This window comes from Parasaccharibacter apium (assembly GCF_002917995.1).
Lineage (GTDB): Bacteria > Pseudomonadota > Alphaproteobacteria > Acetobacterales > Acetobacteraceae > Bombella > Bombella apis.
In genome coordinates, this window is record NZ_LMYH01000004.1 from 21,783 (window position 1) to 45,368 (window position 23,586).

General features: G+C 60.3%; 17 protein-coding genes. 6 read left to right on the top strand and 11 right to left on the bottom strand.

The genetic code is table 11. From position 1 onward, the window contains the following. Positions 1–83: 83 nt before the first annotated feature. The 5 genes from ASO19_RS02165 to ASO19_RS02185 form a co-directional block, all read right to left on the bottom strand. A complete protein-coding gene (locus ASO19_RS02165) occupies positions 84–1,484 on the bottom strand; it encodes a sugar porter family MFS transporter (protein WP_103765296.1) in 1,401 nt (466 codons plus the stop codon). A 191-nt stretch (positions 1,485–1,675) separates the two neighbouring features. Next, a complete protein-coding gene (locus ASO19_RS02170; protein WP_103765315.1) occupies positions 1,676–2,197 on the bottom strand; it encodes a Fur family transcriptional regulator in 522 nt (173 codons plus the stop codon). Positions 2,198–2,223: 26 nt separating this feature from the next. Continuing rightward, positions 2,224–3,156, bottom strand: a complete 933-nt coding sequence (gene rapZ, locus ASO19_RS02175; RefSeq protein WP_373364573.1) for an RNase adapter RapZ — start codon at positions 3,154–3,156, stop codon at positions 2,224–2,226. A 96-nt stretch (positions 3,157–3,252) separates the two neighbouring features. Then, positions 3,253–5,001 carry a sensor histidine kinase gene (locus ASO19_RS02180; protein WP_103765297.1) on the bottom strand — a complete coding sequence of 583 codons (1,749 nt, stop codon included), beginning with the start codon at positions 4,999–5,001 and terminating at the stop codon, positions 3,253–3,255. A gap of 59 nt (positions 5,002–5,060) precedes the next feature. Then, positions 5,061–5,837 carry a response regulator transcription factor gene (locus ASO19_RS02185; RefSeq protein WP_081562832.1) on the bottom strand — a complete coding sequence of 259 codons (777 nt, stop codon included), beginning with the start codon at positions 5,835–5,837 and terminating at the stop codon, positions 5,061–5,063. Positions 5,838–6,204: 367 nt separating this feature from the next. Here ASO19_RS02185 and ASO19_RS02190 point away from each other — a divergent pair, with 367 nt between their 5' ends. The 4 genes from ASO19_RS02190 to infC all read left to right on the top strand — a co-directional run bounded on the left by ASO19_RS02190 (position 6,205) and on the right by infC (position 10,652). After that, a complete protein-coding gene (locus tag ASO19_RS02190) occupies positions 6,205–6,843 on the top strand; it encodes a nucleotide exchange factor GrpE (protein ID WP_052348887.1) in 639 nt (212 codons plus the stop codon). 26 nt (positions 6,844–6,869) lie between these two features. Beyond that, positions 6,870–7,829, top strand: coding sequence for a glycosyltransferase family 9 protein (locus ASO19_RS02195; protein ID WP_081562833.1), 960 nt, complete (start codon positions 6,870–6,872; stop codon positions 7,827–7,829). A 201-nt stretch (positions 7,830–8,030) separates the two neighbouring features. Then, positions 8,031–9,977, top strand: coding sequence for a threonine--tRNA ligase (gene thrS / locus ASO19_RS02200; protein WP_103765298.1), 1,947 nt, complete (start codon positions 8,031–8,033; stop codon positions 9,975–9,977). A gap of 114 nt (positions 9,978–10,091) precedes the next feature. Continuing rightward, positions 10,092–10,652 carry a translation initiation factor IF-3 gene (infC, locus tag ASO19_RS02205; RefSeq protein WP_043557988.1) on the top strand — a complete coding sequence of 187 codons (561 nt, stop codon included), beginning with the start codon at positions 10,092–10,094 and terminating at the stop codon, positions 10,650–10,652. A 151-nt stretch (positions 10,653–10,803) separates the two neighbouring features. Here the strand turns inward: infC and metF are convergent, their stop codons facing one another. Both metF and ASO19_RS02215 read right to left on the bottom strand, forming a co-directional pair. After that, positions 10,804–11,682, bottom strand: a complete 879-nt coding sequence (gene metF / locus ASO19_RS02210; protein ID WP_103765299.1) for a methylenetetrahydrofolate reductase [NAD(P)H] — start codon at positions 11,680–11,682, stop codon at positions 10,804–10,806. 26 nt (positions 11,683–11,708) lie between these two features. Further along, the gene (locus ASO19_RS02215; protein WP_227431525.1) at positions 11,709–12,701 is read right to left on the bottom strand and encodes an ArsR/SmtB family transcription factor; all 993 of its coding nucleotides are present in this window, start codon (positions 12,699–12,701) and stop codon (positions 11,709–11,711) included. Positions 12,702–12,954: 253 nt separating this feature from the next. On the opposite strand from ASO19_RS02215, the gene metE reads away from it, so the two are divergent. After that, positions 12,955–15,285, top strand: coding sequence for a 5-methyltetrahydropteroyltriglutamate--homocysteine S-methyltransferase (gene metE, locus ASO19_RS02220; RefSeq protein WP_103765300.1), 2,331 nt, complete (start codon positions 12,955–12,957; stop codon positions 15,283–15,285). A gap of 168 nt (positions 15,286–15,453) precedes the next feature. On the opposite strand, the gene ASO19_RS02225 is transcribed toward metE, so the two are convergent. Continuing rightward, positions 15,454–16,008, bottom strand: a complete 555-nt coding sequence (locus ASO19_RS02225) for an MliC family protein (RefSeq protein ID WP_081562836.1) — start codon at positions 16,006–16,008, stop codon at positions 15,454–15,456. Beyond that, positions 15,998–16,528, bottom strand: coding sequence for a hypothetical protein (locus ASO19_RS02230; protein WP_043558433.1), 531 nt, complete (start codon positions 16,526–16,528; stop codon positions 15,998–16,000). Before ASO19_RS02230 ends, ASO19_RS02225 begins: the two co-directional genes overlap by 11 nt. A 148-nt stretch (positions 16,529–16,676) precedes the next feature. Between ASO19_RS02230 and ASO19_RS02235 the strand changes: the two genes are divergently transcribed. Continuing rightward, on the top strand, positions 16,677–19,409 hold the full coding sequence (locus ASO19_RS02235; protein ID WP_103765301.1) for a M16 family metallopeptidase: 2,733 nt from the start codon (positions 16,677–16,679) through the stop codon (positions 19,407–19,409). Between the two features lie 99 nt (positions 19,410–19,508). Here ASO19_RS02235 and ASO19_RS02240 read toward each other — a convergent pair whose 3' ends face one another. Beyond that, on the bottom strand, positions 19,509–20,543 hold the full coding sequence (locus ASO19_RS02240; protein ID WP_086431335.1) for a CgeB family protein: 1,035 nt from the start codon (positions 20,541–20,543) through the stop codon (positions 19,509–19,511). 31 nt (positions 20,544–20,574) lie between these two features. Then, positions 20,575–23,583: a glycosyltransferase gene (locus ASO19_RS02245; RefSeq protein WP_258036088.1), complete on the bottom strand. Its 3,009-nt coding sequence runs from the start codon at positions 23,581–23,583 to the stop codon at positions 20,575–20,577. Positions 23,584–23,586: the final 3 nt, after the last annotated feature.

Sequence of the window (23,586 nt, forward strand, 5' to 3'; positions counted from 1 at the left end):
CCCCACCAGCCAGACACGAAACCGGGCAGAAGAGACGGACTGTCCCTCCTGCCCGGCAGTGCATGAACAGGGCTGATCTTCAATCAACTACCAAGATCACGCAGTTTTACACCACTCATGAGGCGCTTCTCAATAGTTTCCAGCGAAACATCCTTTGTTTCTGGAACGAAGAGATAAAGTAACACGACACAGATGGCGTTGAATCCGGCAAACAGCCAGAAAGTATTGGGGCCGCCAATCAGCTCCAGCACACTGAGGAATGTCGTGCCGATAAGAAGATTGCTCAGCATGTTTGTCCCGGTAGAGACGGAGATGCCAAGGCTGCGCCCTGCGGCAGGCTGGATCTCCGAGCAGATGACCCACATGAGCGGCCCGGCGGACATGGCGAACCCACCCACGAAGATGATGATCATGCCAAGAGCCAGAAGCTGAAGAGCAAGGGTCGTCGTCCCGTACCACAGCAGGAAGGCAAGAATGGCCATGCTGGCTGCCATGCTGGCATACCCGGCATAGAGGATCGGCTTGCGGCCCCAGCGGTCGGAATAACCAACGGCCACAAATGTCATCAGCACGTTCACAAGGCCGATCAGCGCCGTACACCACATCTGGGCCTCAAGGCTGAAATGGGCTGTCTCCAGAATACGCGGGGCGTAGTACATGATGATGTTGATGCCAGCGAACTGCTGCATGACCATCAGCAACATGCCCAGTCCGAGGGAACGGCGGTAGTTGCTGTTGGTCCGCAGCAGCTTCCAGCCCTCTTCCTTGGTCTGCAACTGCTCGCCAATGGCCTTCAGCTCCTGCCGGGCCTGGGACGGCGCATCACGCAGCTTTGTCATCGTCTCCAGAGCCTCTTCCTCACGGCCCTTGAGCATCAGCCAGCGTGGGCTCTGCGGCAGGCAGAGGAAAATCACCAGAAACACGACAGCCGGCACGGCCTCTACCACCATCATGGAGCGCCATGCACCGGAGGGGGCGAACCAGCTGTTGGAGAAGAAGGCCAGGAAAATACCGATCGTCTTGAGCAGCTGGTACAGCGAGACCATGGCACCACGCTGTTCCGTTCGGGCTACCTCGGAAAGATAAAGTGGCGTGCAGAAGTCGGAAAGGCCCATGCCCATGCCCACCAGCACACGGCAGATGATCATCATGGTGATGGACTGGGAAGCCGCACAGCCAGCCGCCCCTATGGAGAAGAAAGCCGCAGCGGTCGTCAGCGTGTATTTGCGGCCCAGACGCTGGGTCAGCTGTCCCCCTGTCAGGGCGCCAATCGTGGCGCCGACAAGCATACCCCCAACAATCCACTCCAGCGCCACGGTGGAGGCATGGAACTCGATACCAAACGGCCTCAGCACACCGGAAATTACCCCGATGTCCATACCGCACATCAGCCCCGCCAAAGAGGCAAGAATGCAGATGAAAAGCACTCTCCGCCTGGCAGCGGGATCCACAGCAGACCGTGGAGATTCAGCTGTCCCGTTCATAACAATCGGACCTTTATTACTGGAGGGAAAACTCCCTGAAGAGAATCTTCCATATCATAAAAAACAATTTAACCTACGCACCATGACTGACCAGAGGATCACAGTTCTGAGAGGTCGCATAACTCCCTGATCTACCTGATCTTTCAGAAAGACAAACCATATGTCTGCATGGCAGGAAAACAGGGCAGGCCTTAATTTTCCCTTACCTTCCTTTCTCCGGCGCAACAGGCACAGACTCCCTCAATCTCCACCGTGGCGGCCTCAGCCCGAAACCCCTGCCCCCGGGCAGACTGCAACAGCACCGCCGCCACAACATCCTGCTCCAGCTCCTGCACCTGACCACAGCTCCGACAGATCAGGAACTGGGCCCTATGGGCACCCCACGCACCATGGGACGTGCAATGTTCTTCACAGTCCAGCCGGTGATGACAGCCCACAAAGGCGCTCAGGCGCTCTATCCGGTGGATCAGCCCCTGCTCCAGCAGAAAATCCAGAGCCCGATAGACGGTCGGCGGCACGGCCCTTGGCTGATAGGCCCGCAAAAGGGAAAGAATATCGTAAGCGCCCAGCGGTCTGGTTTCCGAAAGAACAAGTCCCAGAACCAGGCGGCGGACCGGGGTCAGTTTCTGCCCGTGATGTCGGCACCAGCAAGTGGCCTCTTCCAGCCGGGCCATGACATCCCGGCTGAACGCCGGCCCGCCCGGTTCCTCCATCCTGTCCGGCTTCCCATGCGCCGCCTTCATGCCGTACCATCCAATGGTGGCACGGCCCAGCGGCATGAGGCCAGTCCGTTGCGGGCCAGCTCCCGATGCAGCACCATCACCGGGGCCCGAAGCTCCCCGATCATCGGGTCGGCTGCCAGGTCCTGTGCCAACGCCTCCACGACCGTGACGGAACGATGCCGCCCCCCGCTACAGCCAACAGCAATGGTGACGTATTTTTTCCCTTCCTGCGCAAAACGGGGCAACACGGTCTGCACCAGCCCCAATACATGGCTGTAAAAAGGCTGGTAGAACGGATCCGCCTTCACATACTCCGCCACGCTGGCCTCCAGCCCCGTATGGGGCCGCAGCTCCTCATCATAATGCGGATTTCTCAGGAAACGGGCATCCAGCACGATATCTGCCTCCCGCGGCAGACCTGCCGGATAGGCAAAAGACATGAGTGCCACGGACAGCATGGTCCCAACCCCGGCACTGAAACGGGCCTCGATCATCTGGCGCAGGTCCGGCAGGGGCAGGTCACTGGTATCTATCACGAAATCAGCCACGGCCCGCAGCGGTTCCAGCAGTCCGGCCTCCTGCTCCAGCGCAGGGCGCAGGCCACCTTCCCCGGCGAGAGGATGGCGCCGCCTTGTGGCGGTGAACCGGCGCAGCAGGACATCATAATCCGCCGTGGCAAAAACCAGCTGAGCCGAACAGTCTGGTTCACGACGGGCCAGTGTCAGAAAATCCACGATCCGATGGGCATCAAACCCCCGGCTGCGCACGTCCACCCCGATGGCCAGACGGGACCCTGTCCGGGTAATCAGCGCCTCAAACAGGTCCAGCGGCGGATTGTCCACCACCTCGTAATCAAGGTCTTCCAGCATATGAAGGATGGAGGCCTTCCCGGCGCCGGAAAGACCCGTCACCAGAACAATACCCCGTGAAGACCGGCCCTGCATCCTCATACCCATGACCTGTTTCCCTGCATCACGCTGGCGGAACTGCCAGCGCAGTGGAGCATATCACAGTCTCCAACCCACAAGAAACAGACCCCCGCCTGCCTACTCCGGAACAGGCGGAAGTGCCGCAGCCGTAAAGCGGGGCAGACGGATGACAAAGCGGGCCCCACAGATGCGGCTCTGCTGGGTTTCCGGATCCAGCTCTTCCCGGTTCTCTGCGTGCAGGGTTCCCTCGAAGGCCAGAATGATCTGCCGGCTGATGGCCAGCCCCAGGCCGGAATGCTTCCCGAAATTCTCCCCGGGGGGACGTTCCGAGTAAAAGCGCTCAAATATGCTGTCCAGCTTTGCAGGCGGGATGCCAGGTCCGTCATCCTCCACGGCAATCTCTATGGTCGGGCCACCGGGGTAGATGGTGCCATCTTCGGCCAGCTTCGGCAGCCCCTTCATGACACGGACAGCAAGCCGGATGATACCATCCGGCGGGGAAAAGGACTTCGCATTGCCGATCAGATTATGCAGGACCTGGACAAGCCCATCCCGCCCGACCATCACATTGAGGGGTTCTTCCCCTTCCGGAATGGACAGCACCAGCCTGGCAGCATGCTCCTTGCGAGTGGCCTGGTTCACCTCGACAAACAGCTCCAGCAGCGCCACGACATCAACCACCACACGCCCGCCCCGCTTGAGCTCTCCCTCAACCCGGCTGGCAAAGGAAATGTCCGCTATCAGCCGCTCCAGCCGCTGGACATCCCGCCCGAGGATACCAAGCAGCCGGTCCCGGGCCTGAACATCCGCAATGCGGGGCAGGGTATCCAGAGCCGAGCGGATGGAAGACAGCGGATTCTTCAGCTCGTGGCTGACTTCCGATGCAAAACGTTCCACATCATCCATTCTGGCCCACAGGGCCAGTGCACTCTCACGCAGGGTCCGGGCGAGTTCACCAATCTCATCCCGGCGGCTGAGCAGAGCATAGGGCAGACCATCCACCCGCCCCTGCCCGGGCTCACGCATCTCCCGCGACCGCACGACAAGGCGACGCAAAGGCCGGGACAGTGTCATCGCAAAATACCACGACAGCAGGACGGCAGCTCCCATGCTCATCAGCATCATGATGACGATGACCCATCGCACCTTGATGATGGCCCGATCGATATCCGCATTGTGACGGGTCAGCTGAAGGACGCCGACCGTCTCCCCATTCACCACGACAGGCGCCACAACGGTCATGACCAGCTCATGCTGGGCAGTCTGCCGAATATAGGGTGGCAGGTCCTCCCGGGCACTGAGATGGACATCCTCACCCGTATCCTGCCCGAAATTCTGTGATGTCGTCGAATTGTCCAGAGGGACATCCCCCTCTCTGGTCCTGAGAGGAATCAGGGACAGGACCCAGCCATAAATACGGTCAACCACATTGACATTCGGCTGCCAGCGGGTGCCGGATGCCGTCAGGCCGCCGCCCCTGGCGCTTTCTGTCAGCAAGGACCCGTTGGGCGCATAAAGCCGGACCTGCGCGTTGCGGCTGAAACGGATCATGTCATCCAGAAAAAGGTGGGCCACCTTCGTATCCAGCTCGACCTCCCCGCTTTCAGGATCGACCTTCTGCGCCTGCTGGAGAACAGAGGCATAAATGCGGGCCTGCTCCCGCAGGCTATCCACACTGTCATTCAGCAGCGTGTTGCGTACCTCATTGATGGAAAGAAGCAGCCCCCCCATGAACAGCAGCGGCAGAAAATTGACCAGCAGAAGCCGGCTCGTCAGCGGCGAAACCCAGCGCCGCAGCCGCACGGCACGCAGATATTCCCAGGTGCTCCGCAGGGGGCTTATCAGCTCGTCATGCCCGGTAATCATGACGGAACCCTGCCAGTGCCGACAGACATGATCTCTCCAGGGCAGGCCATAGGATCACCTCACTCCCGATAGCGGTACCCGACACCGTAAAGGGTCTCGATATGATTGAAACATTCATCCACCCGACGGAACTTCTTGCGGACCCGTTTGATGTGACTGTCGATCGTACGGTCATCAACATAAATGCTGTCCCCATAAGCCGCATCAATCAGCTGGTCGCGGGATTTCACCAGCCCCGGACGCACGACAAGTGCCTTGACGAGCAGAAACTCGGTAACTGTCAGCGCCACCTCCTGACCATTCCAGAGGCACTGGTGCCGGGCTTCATCCAGCGCCAGCGCACCGCGGACCAAGATGCTGCTGCTTGCCCCAGCCTCCCCCGTGATTTCCGCCTGACTGACCTCATGCCGACGCAGCAGGGCACGGATCCGCTCCACCAGCAGGCGAACAGAAAAAGGCTTGGTAATATAATCATCCGCCCCCAGGCGCAGCCCCATGAGCTGGTCCATCTCTTCATCCTTGGAGGTCAGGAAAATGACAGGCAGGCTGCTCGAACGCATGCGCAGCCGACGCAGAAGCTCCATCCCGTCCATGCGGGGCATCTTGACATCCAGCACCGCCAGGGATGTCGAGCGGGACAGGATACCCTGCAGGGCACTTTCCCCATCCGTATAGACATGAACCGTGAAACCCTCGGCCTCCAGCGTCATCTGAACAGATGTCAGAATGTTCCGGTCATCATCCACCAGGGCAATGACCGGAACCTGCTGGGCCTTGGAACCATGTTTCTCTTCCGTGTGAGACGGAACCACGGGAGGGAAAGTGGTCTTCTTCATGCAAACTCCTGTGCCTTGCAACATAACAAGCAACAAAAAAATCTCAACACAAAGTTAAGACTGTTTACAGCAAATATTAACAGGAAGACGACTGCCAACACATGCCACTATTCTGACAACATTATACATTGAATCCCGGTAATTCCGCTAGCCCATTATGTAAATTGTGTTTTTTTACGCTGCCATCCAAAATTCAGCGCCACCCTTCCCCAGCACTACCTCCCCCCTTGCTTTTGCCGCATGGGACACTATCTCCTAGAGGCACGAAAGGAGCGCATCCTGCCGCTGCAATCACGAAAACCCGAAAGGGCATAGTGAGTCGAGTCCGCAGGAAATGTGCTCACGAAGACGGAAACAGGGTCACGATATGACAGAACAGACTTCTCATACCGACATGCCACAGACCGATACCACACAGCACGAAGCCCAGCCGCACAACACGGCATCCCAGGCCGAGGCGCATGAGGCTCACGCTACGGAAGAACAGGCCGGGACCGGCACTGCCGAGGAGCGCATTGCCGCCCTTGAAGAGAAACTGGCTGAGATGGAAGACCGCTGGAAGCGCTCCGAAGCGGACAACCAGAATCTCCGTGCCCGCCACAAGCGCGAGATTGAAGACACCCGCCATTACGCCGTTCAGAAATTCGCCCGTGATGTCGTCGAAGCCGCCGAGAACCTGCACCGTGGCCTGTCCGCCCTGCCCCCGCATGAAGAGGGCGAGGATGCCCTGATCACCCGCCTGCGGGAAGGATTCGAAGGGACAGAGCGCTCCTTCCTCTCCATTCTGGAACGGAATGGCATCACCAGACTGGACCCGACACACGGACCATTTGATGCCAACCTGCATCAGGCCATGCAGGAGCAGGAAGTCGACCACCTTCCGCCCAACCATGTCGTGCAGGCATGGACGCCAACATGGATGCTGAAAGACCGCCTGCTGAAGCCAGCCATGGTCATCGTCTCCAACGCTTCCTCAACGGGTCAGCCTCCCGAAAAGAAGGACTGATTCCCGGAACGATCACCCGGAGCCTCATGCCGCAGAAGATACTGATCATCCGTCATGGTGCTCTGGGAGATCTCTTTCAGGCGTTTGGAGCCTTTGCCTCCATCCGTCATGCTTTCCCCCACGACCATGTCACTCTCCTGACAGCCAGTCCCTATCATGATCTGGCCTCGTGCTGCCCGTGGTTCGATGCCATCGCCACGGATGACCGGCCTCCCTTCACCAATCTGCGCCACTGGCTGAAAATCCGCCACATCCTGCGACAGATGGACATGGTGTTTGACCTCCAGAATTCCGGCCGGACAGCCCGCTATTTCCATCTTGTCCGCCCTGGCACTGTTTGGTCCGGCCAGAACAGGCGGGCCAGCCTGCCCCATCTCAATCCACAAGCCCGCCAGATGCACACGCTCGTGCGGCAGGCCGATCAGCTCCGGGCGGCTGGACTCCCTTCCCTGCCCCGTACCGTCCCGGAATTTCTCAAGAACCGAGGCCCATATCTGCCCGCCCCCTATGCCGTGCTCGTGCCCGGGGCCGCACCACACCGCCCGGCGAAACGCTGGCCTGCCCTCCATTTTGCCACGCTGGCACAGGCTCTCGACACGTGGGGCTGCCAGCCCGTCATCATCGGCAGTACGGCGGACCGCCCACTGGCAGACATCATCCGCTCCCGGGTTCCGCAGGCACTGGACCTGACAGGCCGGACGGACCTTCCCGCTCTGGCCGGGCTGCTCCACCGTGCCCTGCTCTGCATAGGCAATGACACCGGCCCGCTGCACATGGCCGCCACGATGGACTGCCCAACCCTGACCCTCTTTTCCGCCGACAGTGACCCGAGACGCTGTGCCCCCCTCAGCATCACGCCCGGGCAGAGCCGGGTACTGGACTGCCCCGACCTCTCCACCCTGCACCCGGAACGGGTTCTCAGACTGCTGGAAGACTGGGGCCGACCCCTCATGCAGGCCCGCCTGACGCTTCAGAGGCATGGTTGATCGACAAAACGTGACCAGCCGACCCTGCCCCGAAAACTGGCAGGAACCGGCAAAAAACCGCCCTTCCTCCATCTGGCTGCATATTAGGGCTTGCAGGACAGCGCCATAAAAGGCCATTTTCGCCCCCATCTCTGTCTGCTGCGCCTTTCCTTTCATACAAGGGCAGCATCCTCTTCTGACCAACAACCAAGGAGTTCCTCCATGCCCGCCATTACCCTGCCCGATGGAAGCATTCGCACCTTCGATGGGGCAGTGACCGGGACAACCATCGCCGAAGCCATCGGGCCGGGTCTCGCCCGTGCCGCCATGGCCATGGAAGTTGATGGCAAAGCCGTGGACCTTGGTTTCACGATCAGCAAAGACAGCACCGTCCGCTTCATCACCCGCAAGGATGATGACGTGCTGGAGATGATCCGCCACGATGCCGCCCATGTCATGGCCGAGGCCGTGCAGGAGCTCTGGCCGGGAACGCAGGTCACCATCGGCCCGAGCATCAAGGATGGTTTCTATTACGACTTCTTCCGGGACAAACCCTTCACACCAGCCGACTTTGAAGCCATCGAAGCCAAGATGGCCGAGATCATCACACGGGGCGATGCCTTCACCCGTGAGGTGTGGGACCGGGACGAGGCCATTGCCTTCTTCGAGAAACGTGGTGAAAAGTTCAAGGCCGAGCTGATCCGGGACCTGCCGGAAAGTGAGGAAATCTCCATCTACCGTCAGGGCGAATGGCTGGACCTCTGCCGTGGGCCACACCTCCGCAGCACGGCGGATGTCGGCAACGCCTTCAAGCTGATGCGGGTGGCCGGGGCCTACTGGCGTGGTGACCACCGCAACCCCATGCTGACCCGCATCTACGGCACGGCATGGCGGGACAAGAAGGAACTGAAGGCCTATCTCCTACGGCTTGAGGAAGCCGAAAAGCGAGACCATCGCCGCATCGGCCGGGACATGGACCTCTTCCACATTCAGGAAGAGGCGGTCGGCCAGATTTTCTGGCACCAGAAGGGCTGGCGCCTCTACACGGCGGTGCAGGATTACATGCGCCGTGCCCAGAACCGGAATGACTATCAGGAAGTCCGCACCCCGCAGCTGGTGGACCGGACCCTCTGGGAAGCCTCCGGCCACTGGGACAAGTACCGTGAGCACATGTTCATCGCCACGGTGGAGGATGAGGACAAGACCCTCGCCCTCAAGCCGATGAACTGCCCCTGCCATGTGCAGATTTTCCGTCACGGCCTGCGCTCCTACCGTGAACTGCCACTGCGCATGGCGGAATTCGGCGCCTGCCACCGGTACGAACCGTCCGGCTCCCTGCATGGCATCATGCGGGTGCGGGGCTTCACGCAGGATGACGCCCACATTTTCTGCACGGATGACCAGATCGCCGAAGAAACGGCCCGTTTCGTCACCATGCTGGGCGAGGTCTACAGGGATTTCGGCTTCGAGAGTTTCCGTGTGAAATTCTCCGACCGTCCCGAAACCCGTGCCGGGTCTGACGAGGTGTGGAACCGGGCCGAGGGGGCCCTCAAGCGGGCCTGCGAGATGGTCGGCGTGGAGTATGAGCTGAATCCCGGTGAAGGGGCCTTCTATGGTCCGAAACTGGAATTTGTCCTGACCGATGCCATCGGGCGTGACTGGCAGTGTGGCACACTCCAGGTGGACTACGTCCTGCCGGAACGGCTGGATGCCTCCTACATCGGCGAGGACAGTGCCCGCCACCGCCCTGTCATGCTGCACCGTGCCATCCTTGGCAGCTTCGAACGCTTCTTGGGTATCCTGATCGAACAGTATGCAGGCAAGTTCCCGCTCTGGCTGGCCCCGACGCAGGTTGTGGTAGCCAGCATCGTCACCGATGCCGCCGATTATGCGCTGGAAGTCACCGAACGTCTACGCAAGGCCGGTCTTCATGCCGAGGCGGATGTCCGCAATGAGAAGATCAACGCCAAGGTGCGTGAGCACAGTCTGGCCCGGGTGCCGGTCATGCTCGTGGTCGGCCGCCGGGAAGCGGAAGAAGGCACTGTCAGCGTCCGCCGTCTTGGTGAACAGGCACAGAATGTGATGGCTGCCGATGAGATCATCGCCGCACTGGTGGAGGAAGCCACTCCGCCGGATATCCTGCGGGCTACCTCCCGGAAAACGGCCTGATCTCTCCTGCGTCTGCCCCCTTGCACCATACCGGTGCGGGGGGTATGAATCTGAACAGGTAGTTTGAGTCCCGTTGCTCTTTCATCAGTGATGGGGCCGCAGCATCAACAGGAGATGACCATAGCTAGACCGCCGTTTCACGCCGCCCCGAACCGCGATGGGCCACGTGTCAATGAAGAGATCCGGGTGCCGCAGGTACGTGTTATCGACGCCGAAGGCGAAATGATCGGCATCATGCCGACGCGTGAGGCTCTTTCCCGTGCTTTTTCTGAAGGACTGGACCTGCTGGAAATCAGCCCGACGGCGGAGCCCCCGGTTGCGAAGATCCTCGATTACGGCAAGTTCAAGTACGAACAGCAGAAGAAACGTAACGAAGCCCGCAAGAAGCAGAAGGTCATCGAGATCAAGGAAGTGAAGGTCCGCCCGGGTACGGGTGAGCACGACTTCCAGACCAAGGCCAAGGCCGTCCGCTCCTTCCTGGAGGAGGGTGACAAGGTCAAGGTTTCCCTGCGCTTCAAAGGGCGTGAAGTGGCCCATCAGGACCTCGGTGCCAAGATGATGCATCGCATCCGTGAGTCCGTGGAAGATATTGCCAAGGCCGAACAGATGCCTCGCCTTGAGAATCGCCAGATGATCATGATTCTGGCCCCGAGCAAGCAGCGGGACACCAAATGATGTTTCCGGCCACCCTGTCCTGAAGGTGGCTTGAGACATGCTCCATGAAAACCCCCGGTCCTGCATGGCAGAGCCGGGGGTTTTTACCTTCATGACCCCACGTTGCAGCGCCCCTCCGGTGAAGAAGGAGCGCATGAGTACGGGAACACCCTCAGGCCACGTTCTCCACCAGAGCATGGCAGCGCTGGCGGCCCAGCAACGTGCAGAGAGTTGACGTGGGTGCGCTCTGATTGAGCGTGTAGAAATGGAAATGCTCCACCCCTTCATCTCTCAGACGCTGGCAGATGCGGTCTGTCACCACGGCACTCAGGCGGGAGCGGATCGGAGCCAGATCATCCACCCCCTCAAACAGGGCTTTGAGTTCCTCCGGCACGGAGGCACCACACATCCGGGCAAAGCGCCATGCCTGCGACGCCCGACCTATGGGCAGGATGCCCGGCACGATGGGCCTGGTGATTCCTGCCTTCACGGCACGATCCCGGAAACGCAGAAAACTCTCGGGGTCGAAAAAAAACTGCGTGATGGCCCTGTCTGCCCCGGCATCAAACTTCTCCTTGAGATGATCGATGTCTGACTGGGACGACTCCGCTTCCGGATGAGTCTCCGGATAAGCTGCGACAGAAATCTCGAAAGGAGCAACCTTCTTCAACCCCGCCACGAGGTCTGCTGCATAGCGGTAGCCCTGCGGGTGTGGCACGTAGGGCGTTGCCGCCGCCCCTTTTGCCACCGGCGGATCCCCCCGCAAAGCTACGATATGCTTCACTCCATTGTCCCAATAGGCTCTGGCCACATCGTCCACCTCTCCCCGGGACGCATTGACGCAGGTCAGATGCCCCGCAAGAGGAGTCGATACCCTGGCCGACATCTGCCGCAAGGTCTCCAGAGTCCGTTCCCGTGAGGAACCGCCTGCCCCATAGGTGACAGACATGAAGCGGGGCTCATAAGCCGTGAGCCGCTGGGCGACACGCAGCAGAGCTGCGGATTTTTCATCCGTTTTCGCCGGGAAGAATTCAAATGAGACCTCAGGCATGATGCCAGTTCCTTTTACATACGGTTCTACGTAACCCTTGATTGCTGATCCAACGGCAAGCGGCCCATCCAGAGCTTCACCGTCAATTCTCCATCGAGAGAGACAGGGGGGTCTGCTTCCAGCCCTGCCGCCTCGAACCATTGTTTCATGCGGTCATCACTGAAGCCGAGATACATGTGGGCATCCCGTGTGCGGAGTTCCTCACGGTCATGCAGGGCAAAATCCACCACCAGAAGACGCCCGCCGGGGCTGAGAATCCGGGCCGACTCGGCAATGACGGCGGCCGGGTGCTGCGCATAACGCAGCGCCTGATGCAGAATGGTCAGATCAGCCGAGCCTGCAGCCAGTGGCAGGGCATAGAAATTGCCCTGCCGCAGCTTGATCTCTTCTCCATCCGCCGTCCGGTTCTCTTCCAGCTTGACCCGGGCCAACCTCAACATGGAGGGGCTGCGGTCAAACCCGATGGCGCTTTCACACTGCGGGGCCAGAAGCTCGAGCATGCGCCCTGTCCCCGTCCCGATATCCACAACACGCCCGAGCGGTCCATCACCCACCAGTTTCACGATGGCCGACTCGACCGATTCTTCCGAAACATGCAGGGAGCGAATCGCATCCCACTCCGCTGCATGAACCTCAAACCAGTCCTCGGCCTCACCCATGCGGACATTCCGCACGGCCTGGAGGCGTTGCCGGTCCGCCCGGCCCATCTCGTCATCATCCTCCTCGTGATAACGCCGCCAATGGTCCAACGCTGCAAAAATGGGCTCCAGGTCATTCTCGTCCCCGAGGGCAAGAAAAACCCAGCTTCCTTCCTTGCGGCGCTCTACCAGTTCGGCCTCCGCCAGCACCTTTACATGCCGGGAAACCCGCGGCTGGCTCTGGCCCAGAACCTGGGCCAGTTCGCCAACTGACAACTCCATTTCGCGCAGCAGGCGCAAAATTCTCAGACGCGTCGGCTCTGCAAGAGCCTGAAAGATTATAAGAGCACGATCCATGCAGACTGTATATAATGACTTCATTATATATGCAATATCTGTTGACACATTTAAAAAGCCCTGTCACTTCTGGTTCCCGAAGCACAGCCCGGCCTGTCTCCCCACCCCGTGCAGGGGATGGACCGGACGCTTTTCCCGGCTGCCTCCCAGAGGCAGTCCCGATCTCATCGGTGGGGCAGATACCGCCCGCCCGTTTGCCTTTCTCCCCCGGCGGCACATCCCGCAGGGTGGTGGAAGGCAAATGGAACGGTGCCCACCCAACGCCAGGAGGCATGTCATGACCGTACGCGTCGCAACACTGGGCTTTCCCCGTATCGGTGGTCGCCGTGAACTGAAAAAGGCTCTGGAAAGTTTCTGGGCCGGCAACAGCAGCGAGGCCGAGCTGCTCCAGACCGCCGCCAGCCTCCGCAAGGAGAACTGGACCCGCCAGAAGGAGCAGGGAGCGGACATCATCCCCTCCAACGATTTCTCCCTCTATGACCATGTGCTGGATACCAGCGCCCTGGTCGGAGCCGTGCCGGATATCTATGGCCACAAGGGTGGCAAGGTGGACCTCACCACCTATTTTGCCATCGCCCGTGGCCGTCAGGTCGCCGGTGGGGAAGAGGCCGGGGACCATGCCCACGATTGTTCCTGTCATCACCATGCCGCCACCGATGTTCCCGCTGCGGAAATGACGAAGTGGTTCGACACGAACTATCACTACCTCGTGCCGGAATTCAAAGAAGGGCAGAGCTTCAGCCTCTCCTCCACCAAGATCATTGACGAATACAGGGAAGCCAAGGCCCAGGGCATCGAGACACGCCCTGTCCTGCTGGGGCCGGTAAGCTTCCTGCTGCTGGGCAAGGCCCACGGTGCAGCCTTCAACAAGCTGGACCTGCTGCCGGGGCTGCTCTCCGTCTATACCGAGGTGCTGCGTGAGCTGCGTCAGGCTGGGGCCGAATGGGTCCAGATTGATGAGCCGACCCTGGTGCTGGACCTTGATGATGCCACCCGCAAGGCTTTTGCCCTAGCCTATCAGAGCCTCACCAGTGCCGTTCCTGACATCAGGCTGCTGCTGACGACCTATTTCGGCGGGCTGGGTGACAATCTGGAGACAGCCCTGTCCCTGCCGGTTCATGGCCTGCATGTCGATCTGGTCCGTGCCCCGCACCAGCTGGAGGACGTCGTCGCCAAGGCACGCCCGGACCTGCTGCTCTCCCTCGGCGTGATTGATGGCCGGAACATCTGGAAGGCCGACCTTTCCAGAATTCTGAAGCACATCGCTCCAGTTGCCGCCAAGCGTGACATCATCGTGGCCCCGTCCTGCTCCCTGCTGCACACGCCGATTGATCTGGAGCGTGAGACGCAGCTGGATGCCGAGGTGAAGAACTGGCTGGCCTTTGCCGTGCAGAAGATTGCCGAACTCGCCACCATCGCCAAGGCCCTCAACGAAGGCCATGAGAGCGTGAAGGCCGTTCTGGACGCCTCCGATGCTGCTGCCGAGAGCCGCCGCACCTCCACACGCATCCATAATCAGGATGTGAAGAAGCGTGCCGCCCAGAAGGATGCCAAGCTGACACAGCGTCAGTCCGCCTTCCCTGTCCGCCAGAAGGCGCAGGAAGAGGCTCTGAGGCTGCCGCTCTTCCCCACCACCACCATCGGCTCCTTCCCGCAGACGAAGGAAGTGCGTCAGGCCCGTGCCCGCCACGCCAAGAAGGAACTCTCCACGCAGGATTACGTGGCCTTCCTCCAGAAGGAGACGGCATCCGCCATCAAGTGGCAGGAAGAAGTCGGGCTGGACGTCCTCGTGCATGGCGAGTTCGAGCGCAACGACATGGTGCAGTATTTTGGTGAGAAGCTTTCAGGCTTCGTCTTCACCAAACATGCCTGGGTGCAGTCCTACGGTTCCCGCTATGTCCGCCCGCCCATCATCTTTGGTGATGTCTCCCGCCCGGCAGCCATGACGCTCGACTGGTGGCAGTATGCACAGTCCTGCTCCAGGAAGCCGGTCAAGGGAATGCTGACAGGCCCGGTCACGATCCTGAACTGGTCCTTCGTCCGTGACGATCAGCCACGCTCGGAGACATGCCGCCAGATCGCCTTCGCCATCCGTGACGAAGTGCAGGACCTGGAGAAGGCTGGCTGCCCCGTCATCCAGATTGACGAAGCCGCCCTGCGTGAGGGTCTCCCCCTGCGCCGCAAGGACTGGCAGCATTATCTGGACTGGGCCGTGGAAAGCTTCCGTGTCACGGCCAGCGGCGTGCAGGACAAGACGCAGATCCACACCCACATGTGCTACTCCGAGTTCAACGACATCATCCAGGCCATCGCCGACATGGATGCTGACGTGATCTCCATCGAGACGGCACGCTCCAAGATGGAACTGCTGGAAGCCTTCACCGATCACAAATACCCTGCCGAAATCGGCCCGGGCGTGTATGACATCCACTCCCCCCGTGTTCCGTCCGTCGAGGAAATGGTCGAGCTGCTGCGTGCGGCAGAGAAGAAGGTTGCCCGCCGCCAGCTCTGGGTGAACCCGGATTGCGGCCTGAAGACCCGCAACTGGAAGGAAGTCCGCCCGGCCATCACCAACATGGTCAAGGCTGCCGAGATCCTGCGTGGCTGAAGGCTGAAAGAGATGGAATCCGGCTTCGTTACCTAGCACGATCCATCCAATGAAGCCGGGTTCCGGGGGGCGATTTAAAACAGTCTCCCCCACATGGAAAGGGCTCCCTCTCTGGGGAGCCCTTTTCTGTATTTCCGCTTCCATTGCTGCAGGGCATCTGCCCCATGCTCAATGATCAGCCGTTTTCCCACCGGAAGGGACGACATGGCAGGAAAAGAACACATCATCCTTCCCCTCACGGGCAAACGTGACCTCATCACCCTTCGACCACCAGCTATAGCTGCCTGCCACATATTTGGCACCATCAGCCGCCACGACATTGGAAAACACCAGCACACGACCATCCACGGGCAGAATGGCCAATGCCATGATATCTGCTGTCAGATAGGTCACCGTGAAACGGCCAGCAGGCAGGGAAGTCCGCAGGGACCGGACATCATCACCCGCCTTCTTCTCATCCAGGCTGCATGTATAATCGACATCCTGCCGCCCCACGACCTCATCGGCCGGCAGGGGAATCAGGAGATGATTCTCGGCCTTCCGGGCTGGGACGGCCTTTTTGCGGGGTGATGGACTAGGCTTTCTGTCCTGTACCGGTGCGACAGACTGAGCCTGGAGAGACGCAGCCGTTTCATCACCTGCCACGGCCTCATGCCCCCCAGTCCAGACCACGCCCAGCAGCAGCCCACACAGGGAGGCTACCTTCATCCGGTCATATGCCATCAGTCACGACTCCTCTCAGTTCGACACGACGTCTTGCGGCCCTGCGTTCTTCCTCCGGCGGACGGGGCTGGCAGGCCATGAAATACAGACCCGTCACAAACGCCAGCTGCGACAGCAGGCCCAGACGGTTCCACAACCATGTGGCCGGAGAAGACGGAGCCATGAAAACGGATATGGTCTCATAAACCAGAAAGGCCAGACAGATCAGCCGCAGGCTGCGCATCAGCGGGCGCAGGGGATTGAGCGTGTTCGGCCTCACCAATGGGCGGAACCGCTGGAAGCCGACAAACAGCACGATACTGCACAGAAGTACCAGAACGGACTGGACACTCTCGCTGATGGAGGCCCCGTACATCAGCAACGGTGCCAGAAGGCAAGCAAACTGGAGAACGACGGACCCAAGCTCAAAATTGATGCCGATGCTCCAGGCAGACATGGCACCCGGCAGACGGTCCGCAACGGGCTGGAACAGCCTGTCCAGAATGAAATCATCCAGTGCCTGAAGAACCCCCTCCTTCATCCTGTCTCCTTTTCTCTGATACCATGCCATCTCGGCGTGCCCTGACTCCTGGCCGGGAGTATAACAGAACACACCCCTTGACGATATGTAACCAACACACCGAAAACAGACACAGACCCTTCCCCTGCTGAAAGGATGCGCAGCCCTCATGGCTCTACCCGCTTCACTGTTCCGTCCGGCCCTGCTTGCGGTCACACTGCTGACCACCAGCCTCACGGCCCTGCCCGCCCTGGCCGAAACGCCTCCCCAACCGACCCGGACCCCAGCGGCACCAGCTGCCCTGACCACAACCGATGAGGAAGGCGTTACCCGGGCGACCCTGAAGAACGGCCTGCGTGTCATCATCGTCCAGAACCATCTGGCCCCGGTCGTGCAGACAATGATGAATTACGAAGTCGGGTCCGTGGATACCCCCAAAGGGTTCCCCGGTACGGCCCATGCGCTTGAACACATGATGTTCAATGGCTCGAAGTCCCTCAGCCGGGACCAGCTGGCCACACTCAGCGCACGGCTCGGCAACAACGACAATGCCGATACGACAGCAGACGTCACCCAGTATTACTTCACCGCCCCTGCCAGTGATCTGGACATTCTCCTGCGTATCGAAGCAGGCAGGATGGAGGGCCTGACTCTGAGCGGAGATGAATGGGCACATGAGCGCGGTGCCATCGAGCAGGAAGTCTCCCGTGATCTCTCCAGCCCGATCTATCGTTACCTCTCACAGGTACGAGGCCTGCTCTACAAGGGGACACCATACGAAGCCGATGCCTTGGGCAGCCGCCCGTCCTTCGATGCCACGACGGTCGATCAGCTGCGGCAGTTCTATGAAAGCTGGTACGCCCCCAACAATGCCGTGCTGGTCATCACCGGTGATGTGGACCCGACCGAAACGCTGAAGAAGGTTGACGCCGCTTTTGGGTCCCTGCCAGCCCGCACCCTGCCAGAACACCCACGGGTTGTGCCGAAACCTGTCGCCAGCCAGACCCTGTCCCTGCCAACGGACCTGCCAGCTGGACTGGTCACGCTGGCATGGCAGATGCCCGGGCAGCGTGACCCCCGCTTTGCCGCCGCCACGCTTCTGGCCGACGTGCTGGCCAGCCAGCGGGCTGATCTCTTTGCCCTCGTCCCGCAGGGAACAGCACTTGAGACCGGCTTCATGTATGCACCAGAAGCCCAGGGCGGCATTGCCACGGCCTATGCGGTCTTCCCGCAGGGTGGCAATCCAGACCCGGTCCGGGTGAAGATGGCCTCCATTCTGGAGCATTACCGCTCCTCAGGCCTGCCGGCAGACCTCATCGAAGCGGCACGGCGGCGGGAAATCGCTGCGCTGGAATTCAACGCCAACAGCATCAGCGGACAGGCGGAAAGCTGGTCCCAGGCTGTGGCCATCCAGCACCTGCACAATCCCCGTGACATGATCCGGGCCTTCCAGACCGTCACCAAAGCCGATATTGATGCCCTGGCACAGGAATGGCTGGACCCCAACCACGCCATCAGTGCGACGCTGACACCCAGCAACTCTGGCAAGCCGCTGGCAGATAAAGGCTTTGGTGGTGCCGAATCCTTCACCAATCCGCCCAAGGAGCATGTCACCCTGCCGGACTGGGCAGAGCAGGCTCTTGCCCGGCTGACCCTGCCCCCAGCCTCCCCCCAGCCTTATGCCACCACACTGCCCAACGGCCTGCGGCTGATTGTCCAGCCCGAGCATGTAAGCCATACAATCGAGCTGTATGGCAGCATCCGCCAGAACCCCGCCCTGGAGCAGCCACAGGGCAAGGAGGGTATAGCCTCCCTGACGGACCGGCTTTTCCTCTATGGCAGCACGCAGCATGACCGGCTCTCGCTGGCCCGTGCCCTTGATGACATCTCTGCCGAAGAAGAAGCCGGAAGCAGCTTCAGCCTCAGCACCCTGACAGATTCCTTCACCACGGGCCTGTCCCTTCTGGCAGAGCACGAGCTGCACCCAGCCTTCCCGGCCCAGGCCTTCGTCATCACACGGGAGCAGGAAGCCCGCAGCCAGCAGGGCACGTTGCAATCCCCCGCCTATCGCTTCGGCCGGGCTGTCAAGAAAGCACTGGTCCCGGCAAAGGACCCGACCCTGCGTGAAGCCACGCCAGAGAGTATCCGGGCCCTCAGCCTCAATGATGTGAACACCTATTACCGGCTGGCCTACCGGCCAGACCTGACAACCATCGTCATCATCGGGGACATTACGCCAGAGGATGCCGTACAGAAAATCACGGCTGCCTTTGGCAGCTGGCAGGCCAGGGGACCGGCCCCGCAGATTGACCTGCCGCCAATTCCCCCCAGCCGTGCCAGCAGAACGGTGGTTGCCGACCCCGGGCGCTCCCAGGACAAGGTAACACTGACAGAAACACTGGGCCTGACCGTCACCAACCCGGACCGTCATGCTCTGGCCGTCGGCAACACCATTCTGGGTGATGGCTTCTCATCCCTCCTGATGCAGGACCTCCGTGTCCGTACAGGGTATGTCTATGGTGTTGGCAGTGCACTGAATTACAGCCGCACACGCAGCAGTTTCTCCATCACCTTCGGAGCGGACCCGGCCAAAGTACCCGCCGCACAGGCCCTGGCCATCAAGGACCTGAACCGGCTGAGGACAAAACCTGTCTCTGACGAGACGCTGGACCTCGCCAAAGCCAGCCTTCTGCGCAGTTTCCCGATGAGCCGGGCCAGCTTCGATTCCCTTGCCGGTCTCTGGCTCTCTCTGATTGATCTCGACCTGCCGCTGGACAACCCGGACAAGGCCGCCAAAGCCGTTTATGAAATGACAGCAACGGATGTGCAGAAAGCCTTCGCCCGGTGGATCCGCCCGACAGACCTGGCCCGCATCATCATGGGGCCCGCACCGGCACGATGAAGGGCAGTCATTCAACCCCCTGAACAAAAAAAGGGCACCCCCACGGGTGCCCTTTTCCATGCCTGCCACACGTCAGCGTGACCCATGGCGCACTGCAGGTCAGAGCAGGCCTTCATTCATCAGATAATTCACGGCCTGGAGGATGCGGTTGCCATACAGATGCTCCTTCATGGTCCGCTCCTGCGCCTTCCTGGCCATCTCGAACCGCAGGTCATCATCCCGCAGATACCGGTTCACGATCTGCTCGAAATCATCACGGTTCGAGAAAACCGGAATCTCGTCTGCTTCATAATACCGGCGCAGCTCATAGGTTTCCTCATGAAAAACCTGGAAAGCCCCGGCCGCCGCAGCCTCGAACGTGCGTGGGCCCGGCGTGGACGGGGAAATCATGAAGCGCTTGTTCTCAAAATGCAGGGAGCGGCCCAGATTCAGCACCAGACGTGAGCGGCTATACAACTCGATGAGCTGCTGTTTCTCAATCCGGGCATCTGAGAAGCCCACACCCATCTCACCCCAGCCCGGCCCGATGATACGGATATTGAGCTGCTGGAGCACCGGCATGAGGTTGCGCACGACCTCCTTGCGGGAACTGAAAGCCACACCGCAGAAGAGAACATCAATGGTCTTGTCCGCCTGCCTGTCGAGCGGCACATAGTGCTGTTTGGGGCAGGCCCCCAGCGGCAGATGGAACACCCGGTCACGCTGGTAGAAATTGTGCCCCCAGCGGTCGCAGGAAAAGATCACATCAAAATCATTGGCGATCTGGTAATGGGCATCCTGCTCATAGGGGTCTTCCGTGGCCCAGAAGGTCGTCACGGCACCAACCTTTTTCGCAGCCCGTGAGACCTCCCCGAAATAGGTGCTCTCCGGCAGGTAAGACCCCATGGCAAACACCAGGGCCGGCTGAAGGGTATGGATGGCCGAGGCAGCGGCCGTCACATGCACGGACACCACGTTCCCTTTGCCAAAGCAGTCTTCCAGTCCCTCCATGATGGTGGCACGCACCTGGGCATTGGCGTGGCTCTCATAACGGCCACCGCTACAGAGCAGCACTTTGTGCTCTTTTCTTTTGGGCCTGTTCTTCTTCCGGCTGTCCTTGTCCTTCACGGCGGTCTGCCCTTCACCTGCGCTCATCTGTCACTCCCCCACAACGCCTTGCCCCATGTCAGTTCAGGGAGGCATCCACAATCTGTTTCAATCTATGTCTGAACTGCCCCAGATCGGTATCCCGTTTCACAGCCTCCAGGGCAGACTGGCGGATACGCTGCCAGAGTGTTTCATCATCATACAGCTGCTCCACCGCTGCGGCAAAACCTGCCGGGTCCGTTCCCGGTGCGCTCAGCAGGCTCTCCCCAGCCTGCCAGCCCACCTCCTCCCGAAGCAGATCCGTCACGACCATGGGCAGACCCCGGGCAGCAGCTTCATGCACCTTGAAGGGCAAACCACCGGCAAAGCGTGTCGGCGCCACAAACACCCGGTACCTGTCAAACAGTGCACCAAGATCATCCACCGCTCCCAGAATCTCGACGCGGTCATGCTGTCCCAGCGGGGTCATGTCCACGGCAGGATGAACATACCCGGCAATGTGCAGGCATACATCTTCCGGCAGCGCCTTCAGCAAAGGCAGGACCTCTTCGACAAACCACGTCATGCTGTCGTAATTGGGCGAGGCCTCGCTATGGAAGGCCCCAAGGAAGAGGATGTCCCGCCGCTCCCCATAAGGCCGGGATGTCGGCTCGACTGCCATGCCATGCCCCAGAACCATCACATTGGGATAGCCCGCCCGGCGGATCAGCCCGGCATCATGCTCTGTCACAGCCACGATCTGCTGGCAGTAATGGGCACAGCGCAGCTCCTCCGCCAGCAGCCGGTCCTGCTCTTCCTCCCAGGCTTCCGGCGCAAGCTCCGGAGCCGGGCTGCCATCAGCCATCAGGCCCGTCACCTGCTGCTGAAGGAGAGTTCTCGGGGCCGCCACCACTTCCGTATCCAGGACGGAGCCACAATGCGGCAGGAAGCGGCTTGCCTCATTCAGCAGAGGCAGAAGGCGGGCCATGTTGTGGGTCCGCCCGACCCAGAGCAGGTCATAATACCCGGCCCGTTCCTCCAGAAACTCCAGCAGAGTGGACATGTCCTGATTGAAGACCAGCTCCACCTCTTCCGGGAAGTCCCGGTAAAGCAGGAAGGGCGGTATCTGCTCCCGCATGACGGGAAAGACCGTCACATGATAATCCAGCGCCACAAGCGCACGGACAATATCATTGGAACGCACATAGCCTGAACCCAGACCCCGCAAGGGGATCCGATCCTCGATCAGCAGGACACGCTGCCGCTCCGGCCTGCGCCGCTCGCGCCCCAGCAAGGCATTGCGGATATGCTGGGGCTGCTGCTGACGCAGGAACTCCTGATGCTGCTGGGCAAAAACCTTCCAGTGCCGCTGGATGAGCTGATGGGAGCCACTCTGCCCGGAACTGCCGAACTCCAGATGCTCGACCATCGCCAGCGGTTCATAGACAATCCGGGCCCCGATCTTCTGGAGCCGGACACACAGATCCGTATCCTCGAAATAGGCAGGCCAGTACCGGGTATCGTACCCACCAAGACGCCGGAGCAGCCCTGTCCTGACCAGCAGAAAAGCTGCCGAGCCATAATCGACCTCCCGGCTGAAGCTGGCCTCGGGAATGTTGGGGTCATCCTGCCGCCGGTATCCATAAGTCGCTCCGTCCCTCCAGATGATGGACCCGGCTTCCTGAAGGAAGAGATTGGTCCGCACCAGACGGGCTGCCACGGCCCCGGTTGTTTCCTGACGATACAGGCGCTTCAGCGCATGGTGTAGCGCATCGGGATAAAGCCGTATGTCATTGTTGAGATACAGCACAGCCGGTGCCGTGACATGCTCCAGCGCCTCATTGCAGCCCAGCAGATAGCCGATATTGGTCCTGTGCCGAAGGATGATCGCCCCCTCGACAAGCTGTTCCAGACCGGATGTCTCATCACAGGAGCCGGAATCCACGATGATGAGCTCGATGGCTCCATCATATCCAGCCCGCAGGGACGCCAGAGCCTGAAGGGTGAGGTCGATCTGGTCATGCACGACCATGATGACACTGACTTCCGCCATGCCCCGCACCCGGAAATCCAGCTTCTGACGGGCGAGGGCAGGCAGATGCAGGGCCGCATCATCCCGGAACAGCTGGCGGGTCTGGTCCTCATCAGGAAGAGGGTCTTCACATCCCACTGGTACGGCATGGCCAGCCTTTTCCGCTACCAGACGGGCGAAGGGACTGTCATAGACACCACCCTCACAATCAGACCAGACGAGAGGATGGCGTTTATAAAGCGCCAGATCAATTCCCTCTGCTGGTGAACGTCCCTCATGCGCCCCGAACAGAACGAAATGTTCATACCCATTCCGCAATCCCCCGGCACCGACAGAAGGAAGAATATCCGGGGATGTCCTGCGGTAATAGGCCTCATCGAACCAGGGCGACGGATTGAAGGCCTCCGGCGTTGGATTTGTCAGATAATGATGCAGCGCATTACCATAATCCCCGGCCTCGATGGCTTCACGCACCTGCGGGTAGGTTTCCAGATACCAGGGGGCATCAAAATACCAGGAAAGTAGCGCAGCATCTGCGATATAGGCCGGCAGAACCAGCCATGAGGCCAGCAGCCCCTCCGGGCCGAACCACTCCTCATGACGGCCTGCCATTTCCTGAAGCAGCGTCACATCCACAAAGGGCCCCGCCCTGAACCCATGCGCCTCACCATGGGAGAGGTAATGGTCATACCCGTTGCAGAAACCACGCTCCGCCAGATGACGGTCTGTCAGCTCCAGATATCGACGGCGATAGGCCACCTCATCAAACAGCCAGTGTGGCGAGAAGCGATGATACCCCTCTGACCGGTAATGCTCGAAGCCGGACTTCCAGCGTTTTTCCAACAGGCCACGTCGCACTTCAGGATAGGCCTGCCGATACCATATCTCATCAAAATACCGGTTGGGCGAATGCCCCCTGTGGCAGCCAATCTCCTCGTAGAAACGCTGCGCATCTTCATAGCCATGCTGGAGCATCAGCTCCTGCGCATCAGGGTACCGCAGCAGATACCACTGCGGCTGGAACTCAAGCCACTGGGGTGACAGTCCCCCCAATGGCCCACCTGCCCTGTCCGCCACGCC